This is a genomic window from Pseudomonas sp. YA1, from assembly GCF_058680555.1.
The window spans coordinates 89,601-107,622 of sequence record NZ_JBZWBG010000024.1 but is presented as its reverse complement, the minus strand read 5'-3'; the positions used below and the strand labels follow the sequence as shown (position 1 = coordinate 107,622).

Here is an 18,022-nt window from a genome sequence, read left to right as displayed (position 1 = left end):
CATCAGGGCTCGGGAGTTGCAACACCACTCCATGAAGCCGGATATACGGATGCAGTCGTACACAGGTTTGAAATCAAGACAAACACTGGCAAACCGGGAGGAGTCCATATACGAATAACCGCCTGCGGTTATCCGCCGAAGGTGGCGGATGGCGCTCAGCCCTTGCGCAGCGACTTCGGCGTCAGCCCCAGGTAGCGGCGCATCGCCGTGGTCAGCGCGCTCTGGCTGGAGAAGCCGCATTCCTCGGCGATCCGCACCAGGGGCAGGCGGCTTTCCCGCAGCAACCGCGCGGCGCAGTCGAGGCGGACCTTGAGCAGGTACTGGTGCGGGGTCAGGCCGACGCTGTCCTTGAACTGCGCGTGGAAATGGCTCGGGCTGAGACAGGCGACCTGGGCCAGTTCGGCGACCGTGATGCGTCGCGCCAGGTTCCGCACGATATACGCGTCCAGGCGCTCCAGGTCGAGCGGCCCGCTGGCCGCCAGGGGCTGCTGCTCGCCGAACAGGCGCAGGTGCAGGGCGCGGATCAGCACTCCGCCGAGGGCACGGGTCAGCAGCGGGTCGCTGCCGTAGCGGGCCAGTTCGGCGCCGGCGTAGCTGAGCAGGTTCTGGAAGTCGGCGTCCAGGGTCGGGTAGCGCGGCGCCTCGAACAGGCGCGCAAGCAGGTCGGGGTCTTCCGGGGTCGGGTTGTCCTCGCCCAGGTCGATGATCAGCATGCGGTTGTCGCCCACCCCGGCGAACACGTGGCCCGCCTCGCCCGGCACCAGGCAGGCGCGCATCCGGCAGACTTCCCCGCCACAGCCATTGACCTCGAATTCGGCGCGCCCGGCCAGCGACATCACCAGTTGGTGATGTTCGTGGGCGTGGGTGTGCGACTGGTCGGGCAGACAGATGAGGCGGGTGTCGAACATGAACGGCAACTGCTCAATTTTTGCGCACTCTACTCGACTTGCCCGACGCTGCCCAGCACCTTGCCGCAAGTGGTACCCGCGTACCGCGTGCTGCGTGGAAACCTTCGGCAACATCCTTGAACGGACAGGGATTGAAACCCGCCCCCGGGGCCCCATCTAGATTCTCATGTTTCAGTCAGTCAGGTGCCTCATGAGCGACCAGGACGTTAATCCCGAACACATCAGCGACGCGCAACCCGCCGGCACCGGCCTGGTGCTGCCCGGCCAGACCCTGCCGACCACCCTCTACGTGATCCCGATCCACAATCGCCCGTTCTTCCCGGCGCAGGTGCTGCCGGTGATCGTCAACGAAGAACCCTGGGCGGAAACCCTCGAACTGGTGGCCAAGACCGACCACCATTCGCTGGCCCTGTTCTTCATGGACAATCCTCCGGAAGACCCGCGCCACTTCGACGTCAACAGCCTGCCCGAGCACGGCACGCTGGTCCGGGTGCACCATGCCTCGCGCGAGGGCGGCAAGCTGCAGTTCGTCGCCCAGGGCCTGTCGCGGGTGCGTATCCGGGGCTGGATCAAGCGCCATCGTCCGCCGTTCATGGTGGAGGTGGACTATCCGAAGACCCCGATCGATCCCAGTGACGAAGTGAAGGCCTACGGCATGGCCCTGATCAACGCGATCAAGGAGCTGCTGCCGCTCAACCCGCTGTACAGCGAGGAACTGAAGAACTACCTGAACCGCTTCAGTCCCAACGACCCGTCGCCGCTCACCGACTTCGCCGCGGCCCTGACCACCGCGCCCGGCGGCGAACTGCAGGAAGTGCTGGACACCGTGCCGATCCTCAAGCGGATGGAGAAGGTCTTGCCGCTGCTGCGCAAGGAGGTGGAAGTCGCGCGCCTGCAGAAGGAGCTGTCCGCCGAGGTCAACCGCAAGATCGGCGAACACCAGCGCGAATTCTTCCTCAAGGAACAGTTGAAGATCATCCAGCAGGAGCTGGGCATCACCAAGGACGACAAGAGCGCCGACGCCGACGAATTCCGCGCCCGCCTGGAAGGCAAGGTGCTGCCCGAGCAGGCGCGCAAGCGTATCGACGAAGAGCTGAACAAGCTGTCGATCCTCGAGAGCGGCTCGCCCGAGTACGCCGTCACCCGCAACTACCTGGACTGGGCCACCGCCCTGCCCTGGGGCGTGTACGGCAAGGACAAGCTCGACCTCAAGCATGCGCGCAAGGTCCTCGACAAGCATCACGCGGGCCTCGACGACATCAAGGATCGCATCCTCGAATTCCTCGCCGTGGGTAGTTTCAAGGGCGAGATCGCCGGTTCCATCGTGCTCCTGGTCGGCCCGCCGGGGGTGGGCAAGACCAGCATCGGCAAATCCATCGCCGAGAGCCTCGGCCGGCCGTTCTACCGTTTCAGCGTCGGCGGCATGCGCGACGAGGCGGAGATCAAGGGCCACCGCCGCACCTACATCGGCGCCCTGCCCGGCAAGCTGGTGCAGGCGTTGAAGGAAGTCGAGGTGATGAACCCGGTGATCATGCTCGACGAAATCGACAAGCTCGGCGCCAGCTACCAGGGCGACCCGGCCTCGGCGCTGCTGGAAACCCTCGACCCGGAGCAGAACGTCGAATTCCTCGACCACTACCTGGACCTGCGCCTGGACCTGTCCAAGGTGCTGTTCGTCTGCACCGCCAACACCCTCGACTCGATCCCCGGACCGCTCCTCGACCGGATGGAAGTGATCCGCCTGTCCGGCTACATCTCCGAGGAAAAACTGGCCATCGCCAAGCGTCACCTGTGGCCCAAGCAGTTGGAAAAGGCCGGCGTGCCCAAGGGCCGCCTGAGCATCAGCGATGCCGCGCTGCGTGCGGTGATCGAGGGCTATGCGCGGGAAGCCGGGGTGCGCCAGTTGGAGAAACAGCTCGGCAAGCTGGTGCGCAAGTCGGTGGTCAAGCTGCTGGAGGATCCCGAGTCGAAGGTGAAGATCGGTCCCAGGGACCTCGAGGACTACCTCGGCATGCCGGTGTTCCGCAGCGAGCAGGTGCTTTCCGGGATCGGCGTGATCACCGGGCTGGCCTGGACCAGCATGGGCGGCGCCACCCTGCCGATCGAGGCGACCCGCATCCACACGCTGAACCGTGGCTTCAAGCTCACCGGCCAGCTCGGCGACGTGATGAAGGAATCCGCCGAGATCGCCTATAGCTACATCGGCTCGCACCTGAAGAAGTATGGCGGCGACCCGACCTTCTTCGACCAGGCCTTCGTCCACCTGCACGTGCCGGAAGGCGCCACGCCCAAGGATGGCCCCAGCGCCGGCGTCACCATGGCCAGCGCCCTGCTCTCCCTGGCGCGCAACCAGGTGCCGAAGAAAGGCGTGGCGATGACCGGCGAACTGACCCTGACCGGCCAGGTCCTGCCCATCGGCGGGGTCCGCGAGAAGGTGATCGCCGCGCGCCGGCAGAAGATCTTCGAGCTGATCCTGCCGGAAGCCAACCGCGGCCACTTCGAAGAGTTGCCCGACTATCTCAAGGAAGGGCTCACCGTGCATTTCGCCAAGCGCTACGGCGACGTGGCCAAGGTGCTGTTCCCGGCCTGAGCCGGCGGCGGATGGCCGACCGGTTCGGCCATCCGCCGCGCCAACCTTGGCGCTCGGGCGCCGGCAGGGTTTATGCTGGCGCCCTTTCCATTCGAGCCGAGGAGCGCTGCATGTCCTTTTCCCCCTCCCGTCTGCTGCTGCCATTGTCCATCGTGGTCCTGGCCGGCTGCGCCGGGCAACAGAAGCCGGTGGTCACCCTGGACGACGCCGACGACTGTTCGCCGCTGAAGCTGACGCAAGGCCAGGAACTGGTGCTGACCCTGCCGAGCAATCCCACCACCGGCTTCCGCTGGGAACTGCGCAACCCCGCCGCCAGTGTGCTCAAGCGCCTTGGCCCGGAGGTCTACAGCAATTCCGAAGAAGACAGCGGCCTGGTTGGCAGCGGCGGCGAATCGACCTGGCGCTTCCGCGTCGCCGCCAGCGGCGACGACCGCCTGGAACTGGTCTACCGGCGGCCCTGGGAAAAGGACGCGGAACCGGCGGAAAGCTTTTCCTGCGCGATCCAGGTGCGCTGAAACCGCTGCCCCCGGCGGACACATTCTGTACGAAGACCGACGTCCTGCGCCGTGGCGACCTGGCCTATCCTGACAGGCCCCGTCGCCCCGAGGACTCCATGCTCCGCGCCTCCTTCGTCCTGCTCGCCCTGTCCTGCGCCGCTCCGCTGCCCACGCTGGCCGAACCGTTGCGCTTCGCAGGCGACGACGGCTGCCCCTACCTGTGCCCTGGCACGCCGCAGCGGCCCGGCTACCTGGTCGAGGCGCTCAGCCAGGTCCTTCGGGAGCCACCGCACTTCGACAGCCTGCCCTGGCCGCGCGCCGTGCAGATGGTCCGCGACGGCCATCGCGACGGCCTGGTCGGCGCCTATGGACTCGACGGCCTGCGGGTCGGCAGCGAGCCCATCGGCTGGGTCGGGCTGGCCTTCTACACCCGCCACGACAGCGACTGGCGCTACTCCGGCGATGCATCCCTGCTCGGCCAGCGCCTGGGCCTCGCCCAGGGCTACGTGAACAATCCGCGCTTCGAAGCCTGGCGCAGCCAGGCCGGCGACGACGACCTGCACCTGCAGGTCCTCGGCGGCGAGCGCGTGCTGCCGCGCAACCTGCAGAAACTGCTGCTCGGCCGCATCGACGTGCTATTGGAAGACCGCGACATCATCGAGCACTACCTGGAGCATCATCCGCAGCTCGCCGGACAGGTCCGCCGCGCTGGCGAACTGCCCGGGCGGCAGCCGCTGCACGTCGGCCTCAGTCCGCACCTGCCGGAGGTCGACGCGCGTCTCGCGGAACTCGACGAAGGGCTGCGCCAACTGCGTCGCGAAGGCACCCTGAAGGTCCTCGGCGAGCGCTATAGGCTTTCTTTCGAATGACTTTCCGGGCCGCCGGAAATCCGCCGCCAGACCAGCAACCACGCTGCTTTCAGCCGATTGAATAAATTCCGGCAGGCCTTTTTGGCGTCGTCTATTACTCAATCTACGACGGCACCGAAAGGAGGCGCGTCATGGGCACCGCTCTTCGTTACTCACTGCTCTGGGCATCCACTGTCTTCGTTTCCTCCTGCGGCAGCCTGCTGCCCAGCGAACGAGCGGAAGTCCAATCCCCCTTCGTCGACTACCTCGATGCCGAACTGCGCTATTCCCAGGCGCAACCCGGCAGCACGACCCGTTCGCAGCTGTTCGGGTTGGGTTTCGATCCATTGACCCAGGGCAACGGCCGCATGCTGTCGTTCATCGACGTGCGGCTCATGTTCATCCAGCCGAACATCCCCATCGATTACCTGCCGGGCGGCCTGGTGCAATGCCTGGAAGCGAAGGACCGCTGCATCGGCTACGCCTTCGATTTCAGCAAGACCGACACCCAGCGGGTCGGCAGCTTCTGGGCGGACGTGTTCAACTTCCGCAAGAAACGGGAGTTGCAGGGCTGGTCGTTCAAGGCAGTGTTCGTCTTCGTCAACGACGTGCTGGTGCACAAGGTCAGCAACGGCGAACCGAACATCCATCGCCTGGAAGACAAGAAAAACCCGCTGGGTCCGCTGCAGGGCGCGGGAGAGTACTTCTCCGACAAGCTCAGGTGATTCGCCTGCGCGCATGGGTGAATCGTCGCCGCGCAGTTGGGCGACGCTCGTCCCTCGGCTACAATTCGGCCCCCTGAAAAGCCGTGATGCCCGAGGTCACCCGCGTGAGCGAGTCCGATCGCCTGTTCGCCCAACCCCAGCAACGTGTCGCCGACTTCGTATTCAACGAAGACGTGGTGCGCGTGTTCCCCGACATGATCAAGCGCTCCGTGCCGGGCTACCCCACCATCGTCGAGAACATCGGCGTACTCGGCGCGCAGTTCGCCCAGCCGAACAGCGTGCTCTACGACCTCGGCTGCTCGCTCGGCGCGGTCACCCAGTCGCTGCGCCGCCACGTCCGCAACGACGGCTGCCGGGTGATCGGGGTGGACAACTCGCACGCGATGATCGAGCGCTGCAGTGAATACCTGCATGCCCAGGACGCCATGTACCAGGAGCTGCTGCCGGTCGAGCTGATCGAGGCCGACATTCTCGCCCTGGACCTGCAACCCACCTCGCTGGTGGCGATGAACTTCACCCTGCAGTTCGTCGCCCCCGACCAGCGCCTCGGCCTGCTGCGCAGGATCCGCCAGGCACTGCTGCCCGGCGGCGCGCTGATCCTCTCGGAGAAACTGCGCTTCGCCGATGCGCAGGAGCACGCGCTGCTCACCGACCTGCACATCGCCTTCAAGCGTGCCAACGGCTACAGCGAGCTGGAAATCGCGCAGAAACGCAGCGCGCTGGAAAACGTCATGCTCCCCGACACCTTCGAGGAACACCGTGAACGGCTGCTGGCCGCCGGCTTCAGCCGGGTCAGCCAATGGTTCCAGTGTCTCAACTTCGCCTCGATGATCGCCCTGCCATGATCCAGCACCTCGCCCTCGACGCCCTCCAGCGACACCTCGCCGGCTCGCCGCTGTACGGCTGGGCGACCAGCCTGCCCGCGCAGATCGCCGCGCGCATCGAGGAAGGCCACGGCGACCTGGCCCGTTGGTGGAGCGCGGTCCAGCGCCTGCCCCAGGTGCCCGCGCCGAAGGTCGAACTGGCCCAGCGCTTCGCCCTGCACAGCGACCACGATGCGGCGCTGCAAGCGCAGGTGAAGGAAGCGCTGCAAGGGCTGATTCCCTGGCGCAAGGGGCCGTTCGACTTCTTCGGCGTACAGGTCGATACCGAATGGCGTTCCGACTGGAAATGGGAGCGTGTCTCGCCGCATGTCGAACTGCGTGGCAAACGCGTCCTCGACGTCGGCTGCGGCAACGGCTACTACCAGTGGCGCATGCTCGGCGCCGGCGCGGAAAGCGTGGTAGGGGTCGATCCGAACTGGCTGTTCCTCTGCCAGTTCCTCGCCGCCAAGCGCTACCTGCCGGAGCTGACGGCCTGGCACCTGCCGCTGGCCCTGGAAGACCTGCCGGAGAAGCTCGAAGGCTTCGACACGGTGTTCTCCATGGGTGTGCTCTATCACCGTCGCTCGCCCATCGACCACCTGCTGGCGCTCAAGGACTGCCTGAAGCGCGGCGGCGAACTGGTCCTGGAGACCCTGGTGGTGGAAGGCGACGCCAGCACCGTGCTGGTGCCCGAGGACCGCTACGCGCAGATGCGCAACGTCTGGTTCCTGCCCTCGGTGGCAGCCCTGGAGCTCTGGCTGCGCCGCGCCGGGTTCGCCGACGCGCGCTGCGTCGACGTCAGCCTGACCAGCGTCGAGGAACAACGCTCCACCGAATGGATGCGTTTCCAGTCGCTGCCGGAATTCCTCGATCCGCAGGACCGTTCGCGAACCGTCGAGGGCCTGCCGGCACCGATGCGCGCCACGCTGGTGGCGCGCAAGCCCTGACAGCAAATAGGGAAAAGCCCATCCTCGGATGGGCTTTTTTTCATGGCTTCATCCGCCCCGCAGGTCGACGGCAAGCGGGGCGCGATTGCCTCAGCGCTTGGTCGCCGCGGCCAGCATCAGCGCTTTCATCTCGGCCACCGCCTGCCTGAAGCCGACGAACAGGGCGTGGGCGACGATGGCGTGGCCGATGTTCAGCTCGTTGATGCCGTCGATGGTCGCGACCGGCTCGACATTGTGGTAGTGCAGGCCATGCCCGGCGTTGACGATCAGGCCGAGGGAACGCCCGAGGGCCACGCCCTCGCGTACCCGCTGCAGCTCACGGGCCTGCTCCTCGGGGTCTTCGGCGTCGGCGTAGCGACCGGTATGCAGTTCGATAGCCGGCGCGCCGACCCGGGCGGAGGCCTCGATCTGCCGCGGATCGGGATCGATGAACAGCGACACTTCGCTGCCCACCGCAGCCAGGCGTCGTACCGCGTCGCGGATGCGCTGTTCCTGGCCGGCGACGTCGAGGCCGCCCTCGGTGGTCAGTTCCTCGCGGCGCTCGGGGACCAGGCAGCTATGCGCCGGCCGGATCTCCTCGGCGAAGGCGAGCATTTCCTCGGTGACCCCCATCTCGAAGTTCATCCGCGTCTGCAGCACTTCCTTGAGCACCCGCACGTCGCGTTCCTGGATATGCCGGCGGTCCTCGCGCAGGTGCACGGTGATACCGTCGGCGCCGGCTTCCTCGGCGTCCAGGGCGGCCTTCACCGGGTCCGGATAGCGGGTGCCCCGGGCCTGGCGCAGGGTGGCGACGTGATCGATGTTCACGCCGAGCAGAATTCGAGTGGCTTCAGTCACGGGGTGACTCCTTACGGTTCATGAACAGCTCGCGGCTGACCAGCGGCCGGCCGCCCAGATGGGGAGCGAGCGCCTGGCGCATCAGGCGCTTGGCCGCCGCCAGGGCGCCGGGGGCGCTCCAGTCGGCGTCGGCCATGGATAACAGTTCGGAGCCCTGGAACAGCCCGGGTTGCAGCTGCGCCACCGGCTCCAGGCCGGCCTCTGGCAAAAGCTGGTACAACGCCTGCGGCTCGATCGGGCGCCCATCGATGTCGACATCGAGAGCGAAACCATAGCCCAGTTGCTCCAGCAGGCGCCATTCGAACGCGCGCAGCAGCGGTTCGATGGGTCGCCCCGCCGCCAGCAGCGGCAGGGTCGCGGCGTAGTGGGCGAAGATTTCCGGCTGCGGGTCTTCCGCCGGCAACAGGCGGATCAACAGCTCGTTGAGGTAGAGACCGCTGAACAGCGCCTGGCCATTGAGCAGGTTGGGAATACCGGCGCTTTCCAGGCGGGCCACGGTCTTCAGTTCGCCGCGCCCGCGCCACTCCGCTTCCAGCGGCACGAATGGCCGCGCCAGGGCGCCAGCCTTGCCGCGGGCGCCGCGCAGGACCGCGCGCAGGCGACCCAACGGGGTGAAGAAGTCCACCAGGGCGCTGGTTTCCTTGTACGGCCGGCTATGCAGCACGTAGGTGGCTTGGGCGGCGGCGAAGGACATGGCGGGTCGACCGGGCGCGAGAGGAATGGCGCCCGGCTGGCGCCGGGCTGCCGGGAACGGTCAGAGGTCGCCGTAGCCCAGCGAGCGCAGGGCACGCTCGTCGTCGGACCAGCCGCCCTTGACCTTGACCCAGAGGTTGAGCATGACCTTGGAGTCGAACAGCACTTCCATGTCCTTGCGCGCGTTCTGGCCGATGCTTTTGATCCGCTCGCCCTTGTCGCCGATGATGATCTTCTTCTGCCCCTCGCGCTCCACCAGGATCAGCGCATGGATATGCAGGATGCGACCTTCCTGCTTGAACTCCTCGATCTCCACGGTGATCTGGTAGGGCAGCTCGGCGCCGAGCTGGCGCATGATCTTCTCGCGGACCAGCTCGGCGGCCAGGAAGCGGCTGCTGCGGTCGGTGATCTGGTCTTCGGGGAAGAAGTGCTCGCTTTCCGGCAGACGCTCGGCGACCAGCTTCTCCAGCACGTCCAGGTTGGTCCCGTGCTGCGCCGAGATCGGTACTACCTCGGCCTTCGGCAACTGCTGGGTGAGCCATTCGAGGTGCGGCAGCAGGTCGGCCTTCTCCTCTATGCGGTCGGTCTTGTTCACCGCGATCAGCACCGGGCAACTGACGTACTGCACGCGCTCCAGGACCATCTGGTCCTCTTCGGTCCAGCGGGTGCGGTCGACCACGAAGATCACCACGTCGACATCCTTCAATGCCGCGCTGGCGGTACGGTTCATGTAGCGGTTGAGGGCCTTCTCGCCGCTCTTGTGCAGGCCGGGCGTATCGACGTAGACGGCCTGCACCTCGCCCTCGGTCTTGATCCCGAGCATGTTGTGACGGGTGGTCTGCGGCTTGCGCGAGGTGATCGCCAGCTTCTGCCCGAGGATGTGGTTGAGCAGGGTGGACTTGCCCACATTGGGGCGCCCCACGATCGCCACGTAGCCGCAACGGCTGCCGGCGGGGATGTCGTCGTGCATGTCAGTCATGGCCATTCTCCACGCCCAGGGCCACCAGCGCGGCGGCCGCGGCCACCTGCTCGGCGATGCGGCGGCTGCCGCCGTGCCCGTGGGTCTTGTCGCTCAGCAGGGCCACTTCGCAATCGACGAAGAAGGTCCGGCAATGGGGTTCGCCCTGGATATCCACCACCTCGTAGCGCGGCAGGTCGCAGCCACGCGACTGCAGGAACTCCTGCAGGCGGGTCTTGGGGTCCTTGTTGGTGTCCACCGGGGTCAGCTCGCGCAGTTGCGGTCCGAGCCAGGCGATGATCCGCTCGCGTGCGGAGTCCATGCCGGTATCCAGGTAGATGGCGCCGATCAGGGCTTCCATCGCATCGGCGAGGATCGACTCGCGGCGGAACCCGCCGCTCTTCAGCTCGCCCGAGCCCAGCCGCAGGTAGTCGCCCACCTCGAAGCCGCGCGCCAGCAGGGCCAGGGTCTCGCCCTTGACCAGTCGCGCGCGCAGGCGCGAAAGCTGGCCTTCGCGAGCCTGCGGGAAGTGGTGGAACAGCGCCTCGCCGATGACGAAGTTGAGAATGGCGTCACCGAGGAACTCCAGGCGCTCGTTGTTGCGCCCGGCGTAGCTGCGATGGGTCAGGGCCAGGACCATCAGGTCCCGGTCTTTGAAGGTATAGCCGAGCTTGCGCTCGAGTCGGTCCAGCGAATTACTCACGGCATGCGTACACGGAATTCTTTGTCGAAGTGGACCACCAGGTCGATGTTGCTGATCAGTGGCTCGCGTTTTTCATATTTCAGGTGCGCCCGGAATTGGTTGTCTTCCAGTTGCACCTCCAGGGCCTTCTCCAGGTCCAGGTTGCGGATGCCGTTGATCTGCATCCCCTTGCCGACGTAGCTGTAGAACTCCGGCACGGAACGCACCTCGGCCGCCTTGTCGGTCTCCACGGAAGTGATCACCTTCTCCAGCGAGTAGTAATCCATGTAGTGCGGGATGATCTTGAATGCGGCACTGGCGAAGAACGCCACCACGCCCAGCACCACCAGCCACCCCAGCAGGGACATCCCCTTCTGCGAACGCGCGAACCTCATGTCGGACCTCATGTCAGTGTAGTTATTCCGTCCAGCGAGCGGTAACGCCATCGGGCAGGGCCCTGCGGCGGCGTTCGCGGAAGTGAAAGCGGGGCTGCCCTCGGGAGCAGCCCCGCTTCGCGATTATTCAGCAGGAGCGCCCTTCCGCGTGGCGAACCTGCGCACAGGTCAGTGAATCACGCCGACCCGGGAGAAGTTCGGCAGGTTGCTCATCTTCGGATCGGGCCAGCTCATCCACACGGCGAAGGCCTTGCCGACGATATTGCGGTCCGGAACCATGCCCAGCAGATCCTTGGGGATCTTCGGATCGTTCCAGTAGCGGCTGTCGTTGGAGTTGTCGCGGTTGTCGCCCATCATGAAGTAGTGGCCGGCGGGAATGGTCCACTGGCGGTCGGGCTCGATGCGATAGCGGCTCATTTCCTTGCGGATCAGGTGCTCGGCCTGGCCCAGCTTCTCCTGGTACAGGGTCACGCTGCCCAGGGTACCCGGTTCCTCGCCGACCAATTTCTCCGCCACCAGCTCGCCGTTGACGTACAGGCGCTTTTCCCTGGTGTAGCGCACGGTGTCGCCGGGCAGGCCGACCACGCGCTTGATGTAGTTGATGTTCGGTTCACTGGGATAGCGGAACACCATGACATCGCCGCGCTGCGGATCACCGATCGGGATCACCTTGGTGTCCAGCACCGGCAGGCGGATGCCGTAGGCGAACTTGTTGACCAGGATGAAATCGCCGACCTCAAGGGTAGGTTTCATCGACCCCGAGGGAATCTGGAACGGCTCGACCAGGAAGGAACGCAGCACCAGCACGATGAACAGCACCGGGAAGAACGACTTGCCGTACTCCACCAGCAGCGGTTCCTTGTTGAGCTTCTCCAGCACTGCCGGATCGGGCTCGTTCACCTGCCCTTCGTAGGAAGAGATCGCGGCCCGCCGACGCGGCGCGAACAGCACCAGGTCGACCAGGGCCAGGGCGCCGCATACAGCCACGGCGATGACCAGCAACAACGGGAAATTGAGTGTCATGGGTTCTAGCTATCCACTTTGAGCACGGCGAGGAAGGCTTCCTGGGGAATTTCCACGCTACCGACCTGCTTCATCCTTTTCTTACCAGCCTTCTGCTTCTCCAGCAGCTTGCGTTTACGGCTCACGTCGCCACCGTAACACTTGGCCAGCACGTTCTTCCTGAGCGCCTTGACCGTCGAGCGGGCGATGATCTGCCCACCGATGGCTGCCTGGATCGCCACGTCGAACATCTGCCGCGGGATCAGTTCCTTCATTTTCTCCACCAGCTGGCGGCCCTTGTAGGGGGCGTTGTCGCGGTGGACGATCAGGGCGAGGGCGTCGACCTTCTCGCCATTGATCAGCACGTCGAGACGAACCAGGTTGGACGGCTCGAAACGATCGAAGCTGTAGTCCAGGGAAGCATAGCCGCGGCTGGTGGACTTGAGGCGATCGAAGAAGTCGAGCACCACCTCGTTCATCGGCAGGTCGTAGACCACCTGCACCTGGCCGCTGAGGAAGTGCATGTCGCGCTGCACGCCGCGCTTCTCGATGCACAGGGTGATCACGTTGCCCAGGTGGTCCTTGGGCACCAGGATGGTGGCGCGGCAGATCGGTTCGCGCATTTCCTGGATCGACGCCAGGTCCGGGAGCTTGGACGGGTTGTCGACGTAGATGATCTCGCCGTTCTTCTGCACGATCTCGAAGACCACCGTGGGCGCGGTGGTGATCAGGTCCAGGTCGTATTCGCGCTCCAGGCGCTCCTGGATGATCTCCATGTGCAGCATGCCAAGGAAGCCGCAACGGAAGCCGAAGCCCAGGGCTTCGGAGCTTTCCGGCTCGTATTGCAGCGACGAGTCGTTGAGGGTCAGCTTCTGCAGGGCGTCGCGGAAGTCCTCGAAATCGTCCGAGCTGACCGGGAACAGGCCCGCGTAGACCTGCGGCTTGACCCGCTTGAAGCCCGGCAGGACCTCGACGTCCGGCGTGTTGTTAAGGGTCAGCGTATCGCCCACCGGCGCGCCGTGGATATCCTTGATACCGGCGATGATGAAGCCCACCTCGCCCGCCTTCAGGTCGACGGTCTCGGTGTGCTTCGGAGTGAATACCCCGACGCTGTCCACCTGGTGGACCTTGCCGGTGGACTTCACCAGGATCTTGTCGCCCTTCTTCACCCGGCCGTTCTTCACCCGCACCAGCGAGACCACGCCGAGGTAGTTGTCGAACCAGGAGTCGATGATCAGCGCCTGCAGCGGCGCCTCGATCTCGCCTTCCGGGGCGGGGATGGCGGTCACCAGGCGCTCCAGCACCTCCAGCACGCCCATCCCGCTCTTGGCGCTGCAGGCCACGGCGTCGGTGGCGTCGATGCCGATGATGCTCTCGATTTCCTCTTTCACCCGCTCCGGCTCGGCCTGGGGCAGGTCCATCTTGTTCAGCACGGGCATCACTTCCAGCCCCTGCTCGATGGCGGTGTAGCAGTTGGCGACGGACTGCGCCTCGACGCCCTGGCCGGCGTCCACTACCAGCAGCGCGCCCTCGCAGGCGGCCAGCGAGCGGCTGACTTCGTAGGTGAAGTCGACGTGGCCGGGGGTATCGATGAAGTTGAGCTGGTAGGTCTTACCGTCCTGCGCCTTGTAGTGCAGGGTCACGCTGTGGGCCTTGATGGTGATCCCGCGCTCGCGCTCCAGGTCCATGGAGTCCAGGACCTGGGCCTCCATTTCGCGATCGGAGAGACCGCCGCACATCTGGATGAAGCGATCGGCCAGCGTCGACTTGCCATGGTCGATATGGGCAATGATGGAGAAATTGCGGATATGGCTCAGGTCGCTCACGGCTCAACACACTCGAAAAGGGCAAGGGCGGCAATCCGCCGAAAAATAGCCGGGGAGTTTACCTGATGCTCGGGCAAGGCGTCACGCAGGTAACGGATTGACGGGCATGAAAAAGGGCGGTGGAAACCGCCCTTTTTTCGCCAGCCGGCTTATTCGGCCAGCTTGAAGGTGATGAAGCTGGCGCGCCCCTGGCGCAGTACCCGCATCGAAACCGAACGGTTCTTCGGCAGGGCCTTGGCCACGTCGGCGAAGATCTTGGTCGAGGTCACCGCCTTGTTGTCCAGGTGGGTGATGACATCGCCCGGACGCAGGCCGATGACCGCGGCCGGACCGTCCTGGACTTCCTTGATCACCACGCCGCCCTGGATATCCAGGCTCTTGCGCTGCTCGGCGGTCAGGTCGGCGACGGTCACGCCCAGGCGGTTGCTGCTGCGCTCGGCGCCCGGAGCGCCCATCGAGGCGATTTCCTCGTCGTCGTCCGGAAGGCTGCCTACCGCCATGCTCAAGGACTTGCGCTGGCCGTTGCGAATCACGTCCAGGTTGATCTTGTCGCCCGGCTTCATGTTGCCCACCAGGTGCGGCAGGTCGGCGGACTCGTTGATCGACTGGCCGTTCAGGCTGAGGATCACATCGCCCACCTGCAGGCCGCCCTTGGCCGCCGGGCCGTCTTCCACCAGTTGCGCCACCAGCGCGCCGGACGGCTTGTCGAGGCCGAAGGACTCGGCGAGATCCTTGTTCACTTCCTGGATCACCACACCCAGCCAGCCGCGGCTGACCTTGCCGGCTTTCTTCAACTGGTCAGCGACGTTCAGCGCGACATCGATCGGGATGGCGAAGGACAGGCCCATGAAGCCGCCGGAACGGGTGAAGATCTGCGAGTTGATACCGACCACTTCGCCCTCCAGGTTCAGCAGCGGACCGCCGGAGTTGCCCGGGTTGATCGCCACGTCGGTCTGGATGAAGGGTACGTAGCTCTCGTTCGGCAGGCTACGCCCCTTGGCACTGACGATACCGGCGGTGACCGAGTGATCGAAGCCGAACGGCGAACCGATGGCCAGGACCCATTCGCCCACTTTCAGCTTGTTCGAATCGCCCAGTTTCAGGGTCGGCAGGTTCTTCGCCTCGATCTTCAGCACCGCCACGTCGCTGCGCGGGTCCGCGCCGACCAGCTTGGCCTTGTGCTCGCTACGGTCGGACAGGCGCACCAGGATCTCGTCGGCATCGGCCACAACGTGATTGTTGGTGAGGATGTAGCCGTCGTTGGAGATGATGAAGCCGGAACCCAGCGATTGCGCCTCGCGCTGCTGGCCGCGCGGATTGCGCGGAACCTGCGGGATGCTGCGCTCGAGGAAGTCGCGGAACATCGGCGGCAGCCCTTCGAGGTCGGGGATCGACAGCTGCCCGCGCGCCATGGCGCGATCCGGCAGCTTCTGCCGCGTACTGATATTCACCACCGCCGGCGACGCCTGTTCGACCAAAGGCGTGAAGTCCGGCAGTTCTGCCCGGGCCGTCATCGCCAGGCTCAAGGCCAGCAAGGCCACCATCGCAGCCATACAGCGTTTTAGGGTATGCATCGACTACAGCTCCCGTGATGTTCGAGGGAAGAGAAAGACTCAGGCCGAATCGGACGGCCCGGAAATCAGCGCTCGCAGAACCACCGGCTGCGAGGCTGGATCATCGGCATGACGACGAGCATGCCGACGCACCAATAGCCAGGCCGCCAGCAAACCCGCCAGCCCGGACACGATGATCAGAGGTTCGACAAGGCCCGCCCGGGTCGCCAGCAATGCTGCCACGAAAAACCCGAGCAGAGGGAAAAGATAGAAGAAGACGGAGGCGCGCAACAACAGGTCTTCATGAATTCCTAGGACGACCGCATCGCCGACCCGCAGGCTCAGGTCGCTCAACGCGCGCACCCGGGCACGCCCCGCGCCGACGCCCAGGCGCTGCATCAGCCCCTGGCCGCAACCGGCATTGGCCGAGCAGGACGAGCAGGTACTGCGGCGCACGGTCTCGACCCATACCGCTCCCGGCTCGGTCGCCACCACTCGCCCCTGCTCCTCGATCATTTCTGGGCGGCGGCCTCGGGCCGGATGGACAGCGCCACCCGCTCGGCGGTGCCCAGCGGCACTTCGCCGACGACGGTCACCATCTGGCCGCCGTCATCGGTCTGCAGGCGCTTGGAAACCACCACGGTCGGGCCGAGCTGGCTGCGCGCGTCGCCAACCATGGCACCGTGCAGCGGCTCGATGAACACCGAGAATCGTGCCAGGCCATCGCCATAGGTCAGGCAGGCGACCGGATCGGGGGTGACCGGACTGCGACGCATGAAACTGCGGGTCAGGGTGAAACCTGGCGGCAGCCACTCCGAGCGCCAGGCCACGGCCTTCTCGCCGTCGGCCTTGGCCGGGCCGACGACCTGGCATTCGGCGCCCGCCTGCAACTGGTCTTCGGCAGGTGCCGCGCCGGTATTCAACTGGGTGAACTGGAAGCGCTCGAGCAACTGCCCCTTCTCGTTCAGCAGCAGCGATTTCAACGGCAGGCCGGTCTCGCGGTCCAGGTGCAGCTCGAAGCCGTAGCGATGCTGGTCGCGCGGGGTCACCGCGAGGACCACTGCCGGGCGGCCGGCGACACGGGATTCGCCGACCAGGCGCAGGTCGTACCAGGAAGCCAGTTGGGAAGGATCGAACTTACGCACCGGCCACAGCTGGGCATCGGCCAGTTGGTCGGCAAGGCCGCCGCTGATGCACTGGGTGCGCCCATCGACCCGGACCACTTCCTGGCGCGCGCCGTCGAGCTGGAGCAGGCGCTCGCGAACCGCGCCATCGCTCTCCACGCGATGCCAGATCTCATGGGTGGAGAAGCTGCCATTGCGCTCGTAGACGAAGGTGCCTTGGAAACTGTTCTGGCGATCGGCCTCGGCGAGGCGATTCAGCCAGTCGGAAGCGTCGGCAGCCTGAGTGGCGGGAACCGCCATCAGGCTGCCAAGCAAAAGCAACAGGGAGGTGGTGCGCATGTCTCTCCTCAGCGGTTTTCCAGGCTGGCTGCCCGAGCGTAGGGCAGCGCGCTCTCTGTACCACTGACGGCGGATTGTTGCACGTGCTGACGCAGGTAGATCGGCAGACGCTGCTCATGCCAGCGGGTATCGCTGGACGAGGAGTTGGTGATCACCTGCGGCGCCCCCTGCTCTTCGCTGTAGCCGGCCAGCACGGCCGGGCCTTTCACCTGCGGCAGGGCGATCTGCGGGGTGGTCCCCTGTTGCGCCATCTGCGGCAGGGCGTCGTTCTGGTTGTACAGACGCACGCCGGCCAGCACCGCCAGGGTCACCGAGGCAGCGACCGCCAGGCGACCGACCATCCGCCACGGCCCCTTCTCCGCTTTCGGCGGAGCGGCCTCGTCGGCCAGGGCAGCCGAGACCGCCGCAGCGATATCCAGCTTCGGCAGGGTAGGCTCGCGGTGCATGACGGACCGCGCCAACTGGTAGCGCGACCAGGTGGAACGCAGCTCGGCATCCTCGCCGCAAGCTGCGAGCACCCGCCGCAACTCGAGTTCATCCGCTTCGTTATCCATCACAGCGGACAGAGTTTCCTGCAGGGCTTCACGACTCATAGCGATACCTCTCTTGGCATTTGCCGCTGTGTCAGGCTTCTCGCAACAAAGGCTGCAGAGCTTTGTCGATTGCTTCGCGAGCACGGAAGATCCGCGACCGCACCGTCCCCACCGGACACTGCATCACGGTGGCGATATCTTCGTAACTCAAACCTTCGAACTCGCGCAGGGTCAGGGCCGTGCGCAAATCCTCGGGCAACTGCTGGATGGTCTGGTGCACGGTGGCCTCGATCTCATCCCGCAACATCGCCCGTTCCGGCGATTCGATGTCCTTCAGGGCGTGGTCGCCCTCGAAGAACTCCGCATCCTCTGCGGTCACATCGCTGTCCGGTGGCCGACGCCCGCGAGCGACCAGATGGTTCTTCGCGGTGTTGATGGCGATCCGATACAGCCAGGTATAAAAAGCACTATCGCCGCGGAAATTGCCGAGCGCGCGGTATGCCTTGATGAAGGCTTCCTGCGCTACGTCCTGGGCTTCCTGGGCGTCGTGCACGAACCGCACGATCAATCCCAGTATCTTGTGCTGGTATTTCAGTACCAGCAGATCGAAAGCCCGCTTGTCTCCGCGCTGTACCCGTTCAACCAGTTGCTGATCCTGTTCCTGGGTTAGCATGAAAGCTCCTCTTCGAACCTGGAGGAGCT

General features: G+C 65.4%; 19 protein-coding genes. 6 read left to right on the top strand and 13 right to left on the bottom strand.

The genetic code is table 11. The features are described from left to right. Positions 1-155: 155 nt before the first annotated feature. Positions 156-908 (bottom strand): AraC family transcriptional regulator, encoded by a 753-nt coding sequence (locus tag AC4OR5_RS27545; protein WP_043104356.1) that lies wholly within the window; start codon positions 906-908, stop codon positions 156-158. Positions 909-1,098: 190 nt separating this feature from the next. Here AC4OR5_RS27545 and lon point away from each other — a divergent pair, with 190 nt between their 5' ends. The 6 genes from lon (at position 1,099) to cmoB (ending at position 7,378) form a co-directional block, all read left to right on the top strand. Further along, positions 1,099-3,498: an endopeptidase La gene (gene lon, locus AC4OR5_RS27540; RefSeq protein ID WP_003085583.1), complete on the top strand. Its 2,400-nt coding sequence runs from the start codon at positions 1,099-1,101 to the stop codon at positions 3,496-3,498. A 110-nt stretch (positions 3,499-3,608) separates the two neighbouring features. Further along, positions 3,609-4,013: a protease inhibitor I42 family protein gene (locus AC4OR5_RS27535; RefSeq protein ID WP_003085581.1), complete on the top strand. Its 405-nt coding sequence runs from the start codon at positions 3,609-3,611 to the stop codon at positions 4,011-4,013. A 98-nt stretch (positions 4,014-4,111) separates the two neighbouring features. After that, the gene (locus AC4OR5_RS27530) at positions 4,112-4,864 is read left to right on the top strand and encodes a substrate-binding periplasmic protein (RefSeq protein ID WP_009315260.1); all 753 of its coding nucleotides are present in this window, start codon (positions 4,112-4,114) and stop codon (positions 4,862-4,864) included. A 131-nt stretch (positions 4,865-4,995) separates the two neighbouring features. Further along, the gene (locus AC4OR5_RS27525; protein WP_003085577.1) at positions 4,996-5,568 is read left to right on the top strand and encodes a hypothetical protein; all 573 of its coding nucleotides are present in this window, start codon (positions 4,996-4,998) and stop codon (positions 5,566-5,568) included. 104 nt (positions 5,569-5,672) lie between these two features. Beyond that, positions 5,673-6,413: a carboxy-S-adenosyl-L-methionine synthase CmoA gene (gene cmoA / locus AC4OR5_RS27520; RefSeq protein WP_003123029.1), complete on the top strand. Its 741-nt coding sequence runs from the start codon at positions 5,673-5,675 to the stop codon at positions 6,411-6,413. Continuing rightward, positions 6,410-7,378 carry a tRNA 5-methoxyuridine(34)/uridine 5-oxyacetic acid(34) synthase CmoB gene (gene cmoB, locus AC4OR5_RS27515; protein WP_023092189.1) on the top strand — a complete coding sequence of 323 codons (969 nt, stop codon included), beginning with the start codon at positions 6,410-6,412 and terminating at the stop codon, positions 7,376-7,378. The genes cmoA and cmoB overlap by 4 nt, the downstream gene beginning before the upstream one ends. Before the next feature lie 90 nt (positions 7,379-7,468). On the opposite strand, the gene pdxJ is transcribed toward cmoB, so the two are convergent. The 12 genes from pdxJ to rpoE form a co-directional block, all read right to left on the bottom strand. Beyond that, positions 7,469-8,215 (bottom strand): pyridoxine 5'-phosphate synthase, encoded by a 747-nt coding sequence (pdxJ, locus tag AC4OR5_RS27510; RefSeq protein WP_023092190.1) that lies wholly within the window; start codon positions 8,213-8,215, stop codon positions 7,469-7,471. After that, positions 8,208-8,909 carry a DNA repair protein RecO gene (gene recO, locus AC4OR5_RS27505; RefSeq protein ID WP_003085569.1) on the bottom strand — a complete coding sequence of 234 codons (702 nt, stop codon included), beginning with the start codon at positions 8,907-8,909 and terminating at the stop codon, positions 8,208-8,210. The genes pdxJ and recO overlap by 8 nt, the downstream gene beginning before the upstream one ends. 60 nt (positions 8,910-8,969) lie before the next feature. Beyond that, positions 8,970-9,887 carry a GTPase Era gene (gene era, locus AC4OR5_RS27500; RefSeq protein WP_003085566.1) on the bottom strand — a complete coding sequence of 306 codons (918 nt, stop codon included), beginning with the start codon at positions 9,885-9,887 and terminating at the stop codon, positions 8,970-8,972. Beyond that, positions 9,880-10,569 (bottom strand): ribonuclease III, encoded by a 690-nt coding sequence (gene rnc / locus AC4OR5_RS27495; protein WP_003085565.1) that lies wholly within the window; start codon positions 10,567-10,569, stop codon positions 9,880-9,882. The genes era and rnc overlap by 8 nt, the downstream gene beginning before the upstream one ends. Continuing rightward, positions 10,566-10,943, bottom strand: a complete 378-nt coding sequence (locus AC4OR5_RS27490; RefSeq protein WP_003085562.1) for a DUF4845 domain-containing protein — start codon at positions 10,941-10,943, stop codon at positions 10,566-10,568. Before AC4OR5_RS27490 ends, rnc begins: the two co-directional genes overlap by 4 nt. Positions 10,944-11,111: 168 nt before the next feature. Then, complete coding sequence (gene lepB, locus AC4OR5_RS27485; protein WP_003085558.1) at positions 11,112-11,966, bottom strand: signal peptidase I; 855 nt, start codon at positions 11,964-11,966, stop codon at positions 11,112-11,114. Positions 11,967-11,971: 5 nt separating this feature from the next. After that, the gene (gene lepA / locus AC4OR5_RS27480) at positions 11,972-13,771 is read right to left on the bottom strand and encodes a translation elongation factor 4 (protein WP_003085555.1); all 1,800 of its coding nucleotides are present in this window, start codon (positions 13,769-13,771) and stop codon (positions 11,972-11,974) included. A gap of 149 nt (positions 13,772-13,920) precedes the next feature. After that, on the bottom strand, positions 13,921-15,345 hold the full coding sequence (mucD, locus tag AC4OR5_RS27475; protein ID WP_004364147.1) for a serine protease MucD: 1,425 nt from the start codon (positions 15,343-15,345) through the stop codon (positions 13,921-13,923). A gap of 39 nt (positions 15,346-15,384) precedes the next feature. Next, on the bottom strand, positions 15,385-15,840 hold the full coding sequence (mucC, locus tag AC4OR5_RS27470) for an alginate biosynthesis regulator MucC (protein WP_003140935.1): 456 nt from the start codon (positions 15,838-15,840) through the stop codon (positions 15,385-15,387). Beyond that, positions 15,837-16,787, bottom strand: a complete 951-nt coding sequence (gene mucB, locus AC4OR5_RS27465) for a sigma factor AlgU regulator MucB (protein ID WP_015503450.1) — start codon at positions 16,785-16,787, stop codon at positions 15,837-15,839. Before mucB ends, mucC begins: the two co-directional genes overlap by 4 nt. 8 nt (positions 16,788-16,795) lie before the next feature. Further along, on the bottom strand, positions 16,796-17,380 hold the full coding sequence (gene mucA / locus AC4OR5_RS27460) for an anti-sigma factor MucA (RefSeq protein ID WP_003101958.1): 585 nt from the start codon (positions 17,378-17,380) through the stop codon (positions 16,796-16,798). Between the two features lie 31 nt (positions 17,381-17,411). Continuing rightward, positions 17,412-17,993, bottom strand: a complete 582-nt coding sequence (rpoE, locus tag AC4OR5_RS27455; RefSeq protein WP_003085543.1) for an RNA polymerase sigma factor RpoE/AlgU — start codon at positions 17,991-17,993, stop codon at positions 17,412-17,414. Positions 17,994-18,022 lie beyond the last annotated feature (29 nt).

Excerpts from the sequence above, each read along its gene's own strand:
- AC4OR5_RS27545 (WP_043104356.1), bottom strand. The coding sequence starts at position 908 with ATGTTCGACACCCGCCTCATCTGTCTGCCCGACCAGTCGCACACCCAC.
- lon (WP_003085583.1), top strand. The coding sequence starts at position 1,099 with ATGAGCGACCAGGACGTTAATCCCGAACACATCAGCGACGCGCAACCC.
- AC4OR5_RS27535 (WP_003085581.1), top strand. The coding sequence starts at position 3,609 with ATGTCCTTTTCCCCCTCCCGTCTGCTGCTGCCATTGTCCATCGTGGTC.
- AC4OR5_RS27530 (WP_009315260.1), top strand. The coding sequence starts at position 4,112 with ATGCTCCGCGCCTCCTTCGTCCTGCTCGCCCTGTCCTGCGCCGCTCCG.
- AC4OR5_RS27525 (WP_003085577.1), top strand. The coding sequence starts at position 4,996 with ATGGGCACCGCTCTTCGTTACTCACTGCTCTGGGCATCCACTGTCTTC.
- cmoB (WP_023092189.1), top strand. The coding sequence starts at position 6,410 with ATGATCCAGCACCTCGCCCTCGACGCCCTCCAGCGACACCTCGCCGGC.
- recO (WP_003085569.1), bottom strand. The coding sequence starts at position 8,909 with ATGTCCTTCGCCGCCGCCCAAGCCACCTACGTGCTGCATAGCCGGCCG.
- era (WP_003085566.1), bottom strand. The coding sequence starts at position 9,887 with ATGACTGACATGCACGACGACATCCCCGCCGGCAGCCGTTGCGGCTAC.
- AC4OR5_RS27490 (WP_003085562.1), bottom strand. The coding sequence starts at position 10,943 with ATGAGGTTCGCGCGTTCGCAGAAGGGGATGTCCCTGCTGGGGTGGCTG.
- lepB (WP_003085558.1), bottom strand. The coding sequence starts at position 11,966 with ATGACACTCAATTTCCCGTTGTTGCTGGTCATCGCCGTGGCTGTATGC.
- mucD (WP_004364147.1), bottom strand. The coding sequence starts at position 15,345 with ATGCATACCCTAAAACGCTGTATGGCTGCGATGGTGGCCTTGCTGGCC.
- mucC (WP_003140935.1), bottom strand. The coding sequence starts at position 15,840 with ATGATCGAGGAGCAGGGGCGAGTGGTGGCGACCGAGCCGGGAGCGGTA.
- mucB (WP_015503450.1), bottom strand. The coding sequence starts at position 16,787 with ATGCGCACCACCTCCCTGTTGCTTTTGCTTGGCAGCCTGATGGCGGTT.
- mucA (WP_003101958.1), bottom strand. The coding sequence starts at position 17,380 with ATGAGTCGTGAAGCCCTGCAGGAAACTCTGTCCGCTGTGATGGATAAC.
- rpoE (WP_003085543.1), bottom strand. The coding sequence starts at position 17,993 with ATGCTAACCCAGGAACAGGATCAGCAACTGGTTGAACGGGTACAGCGC.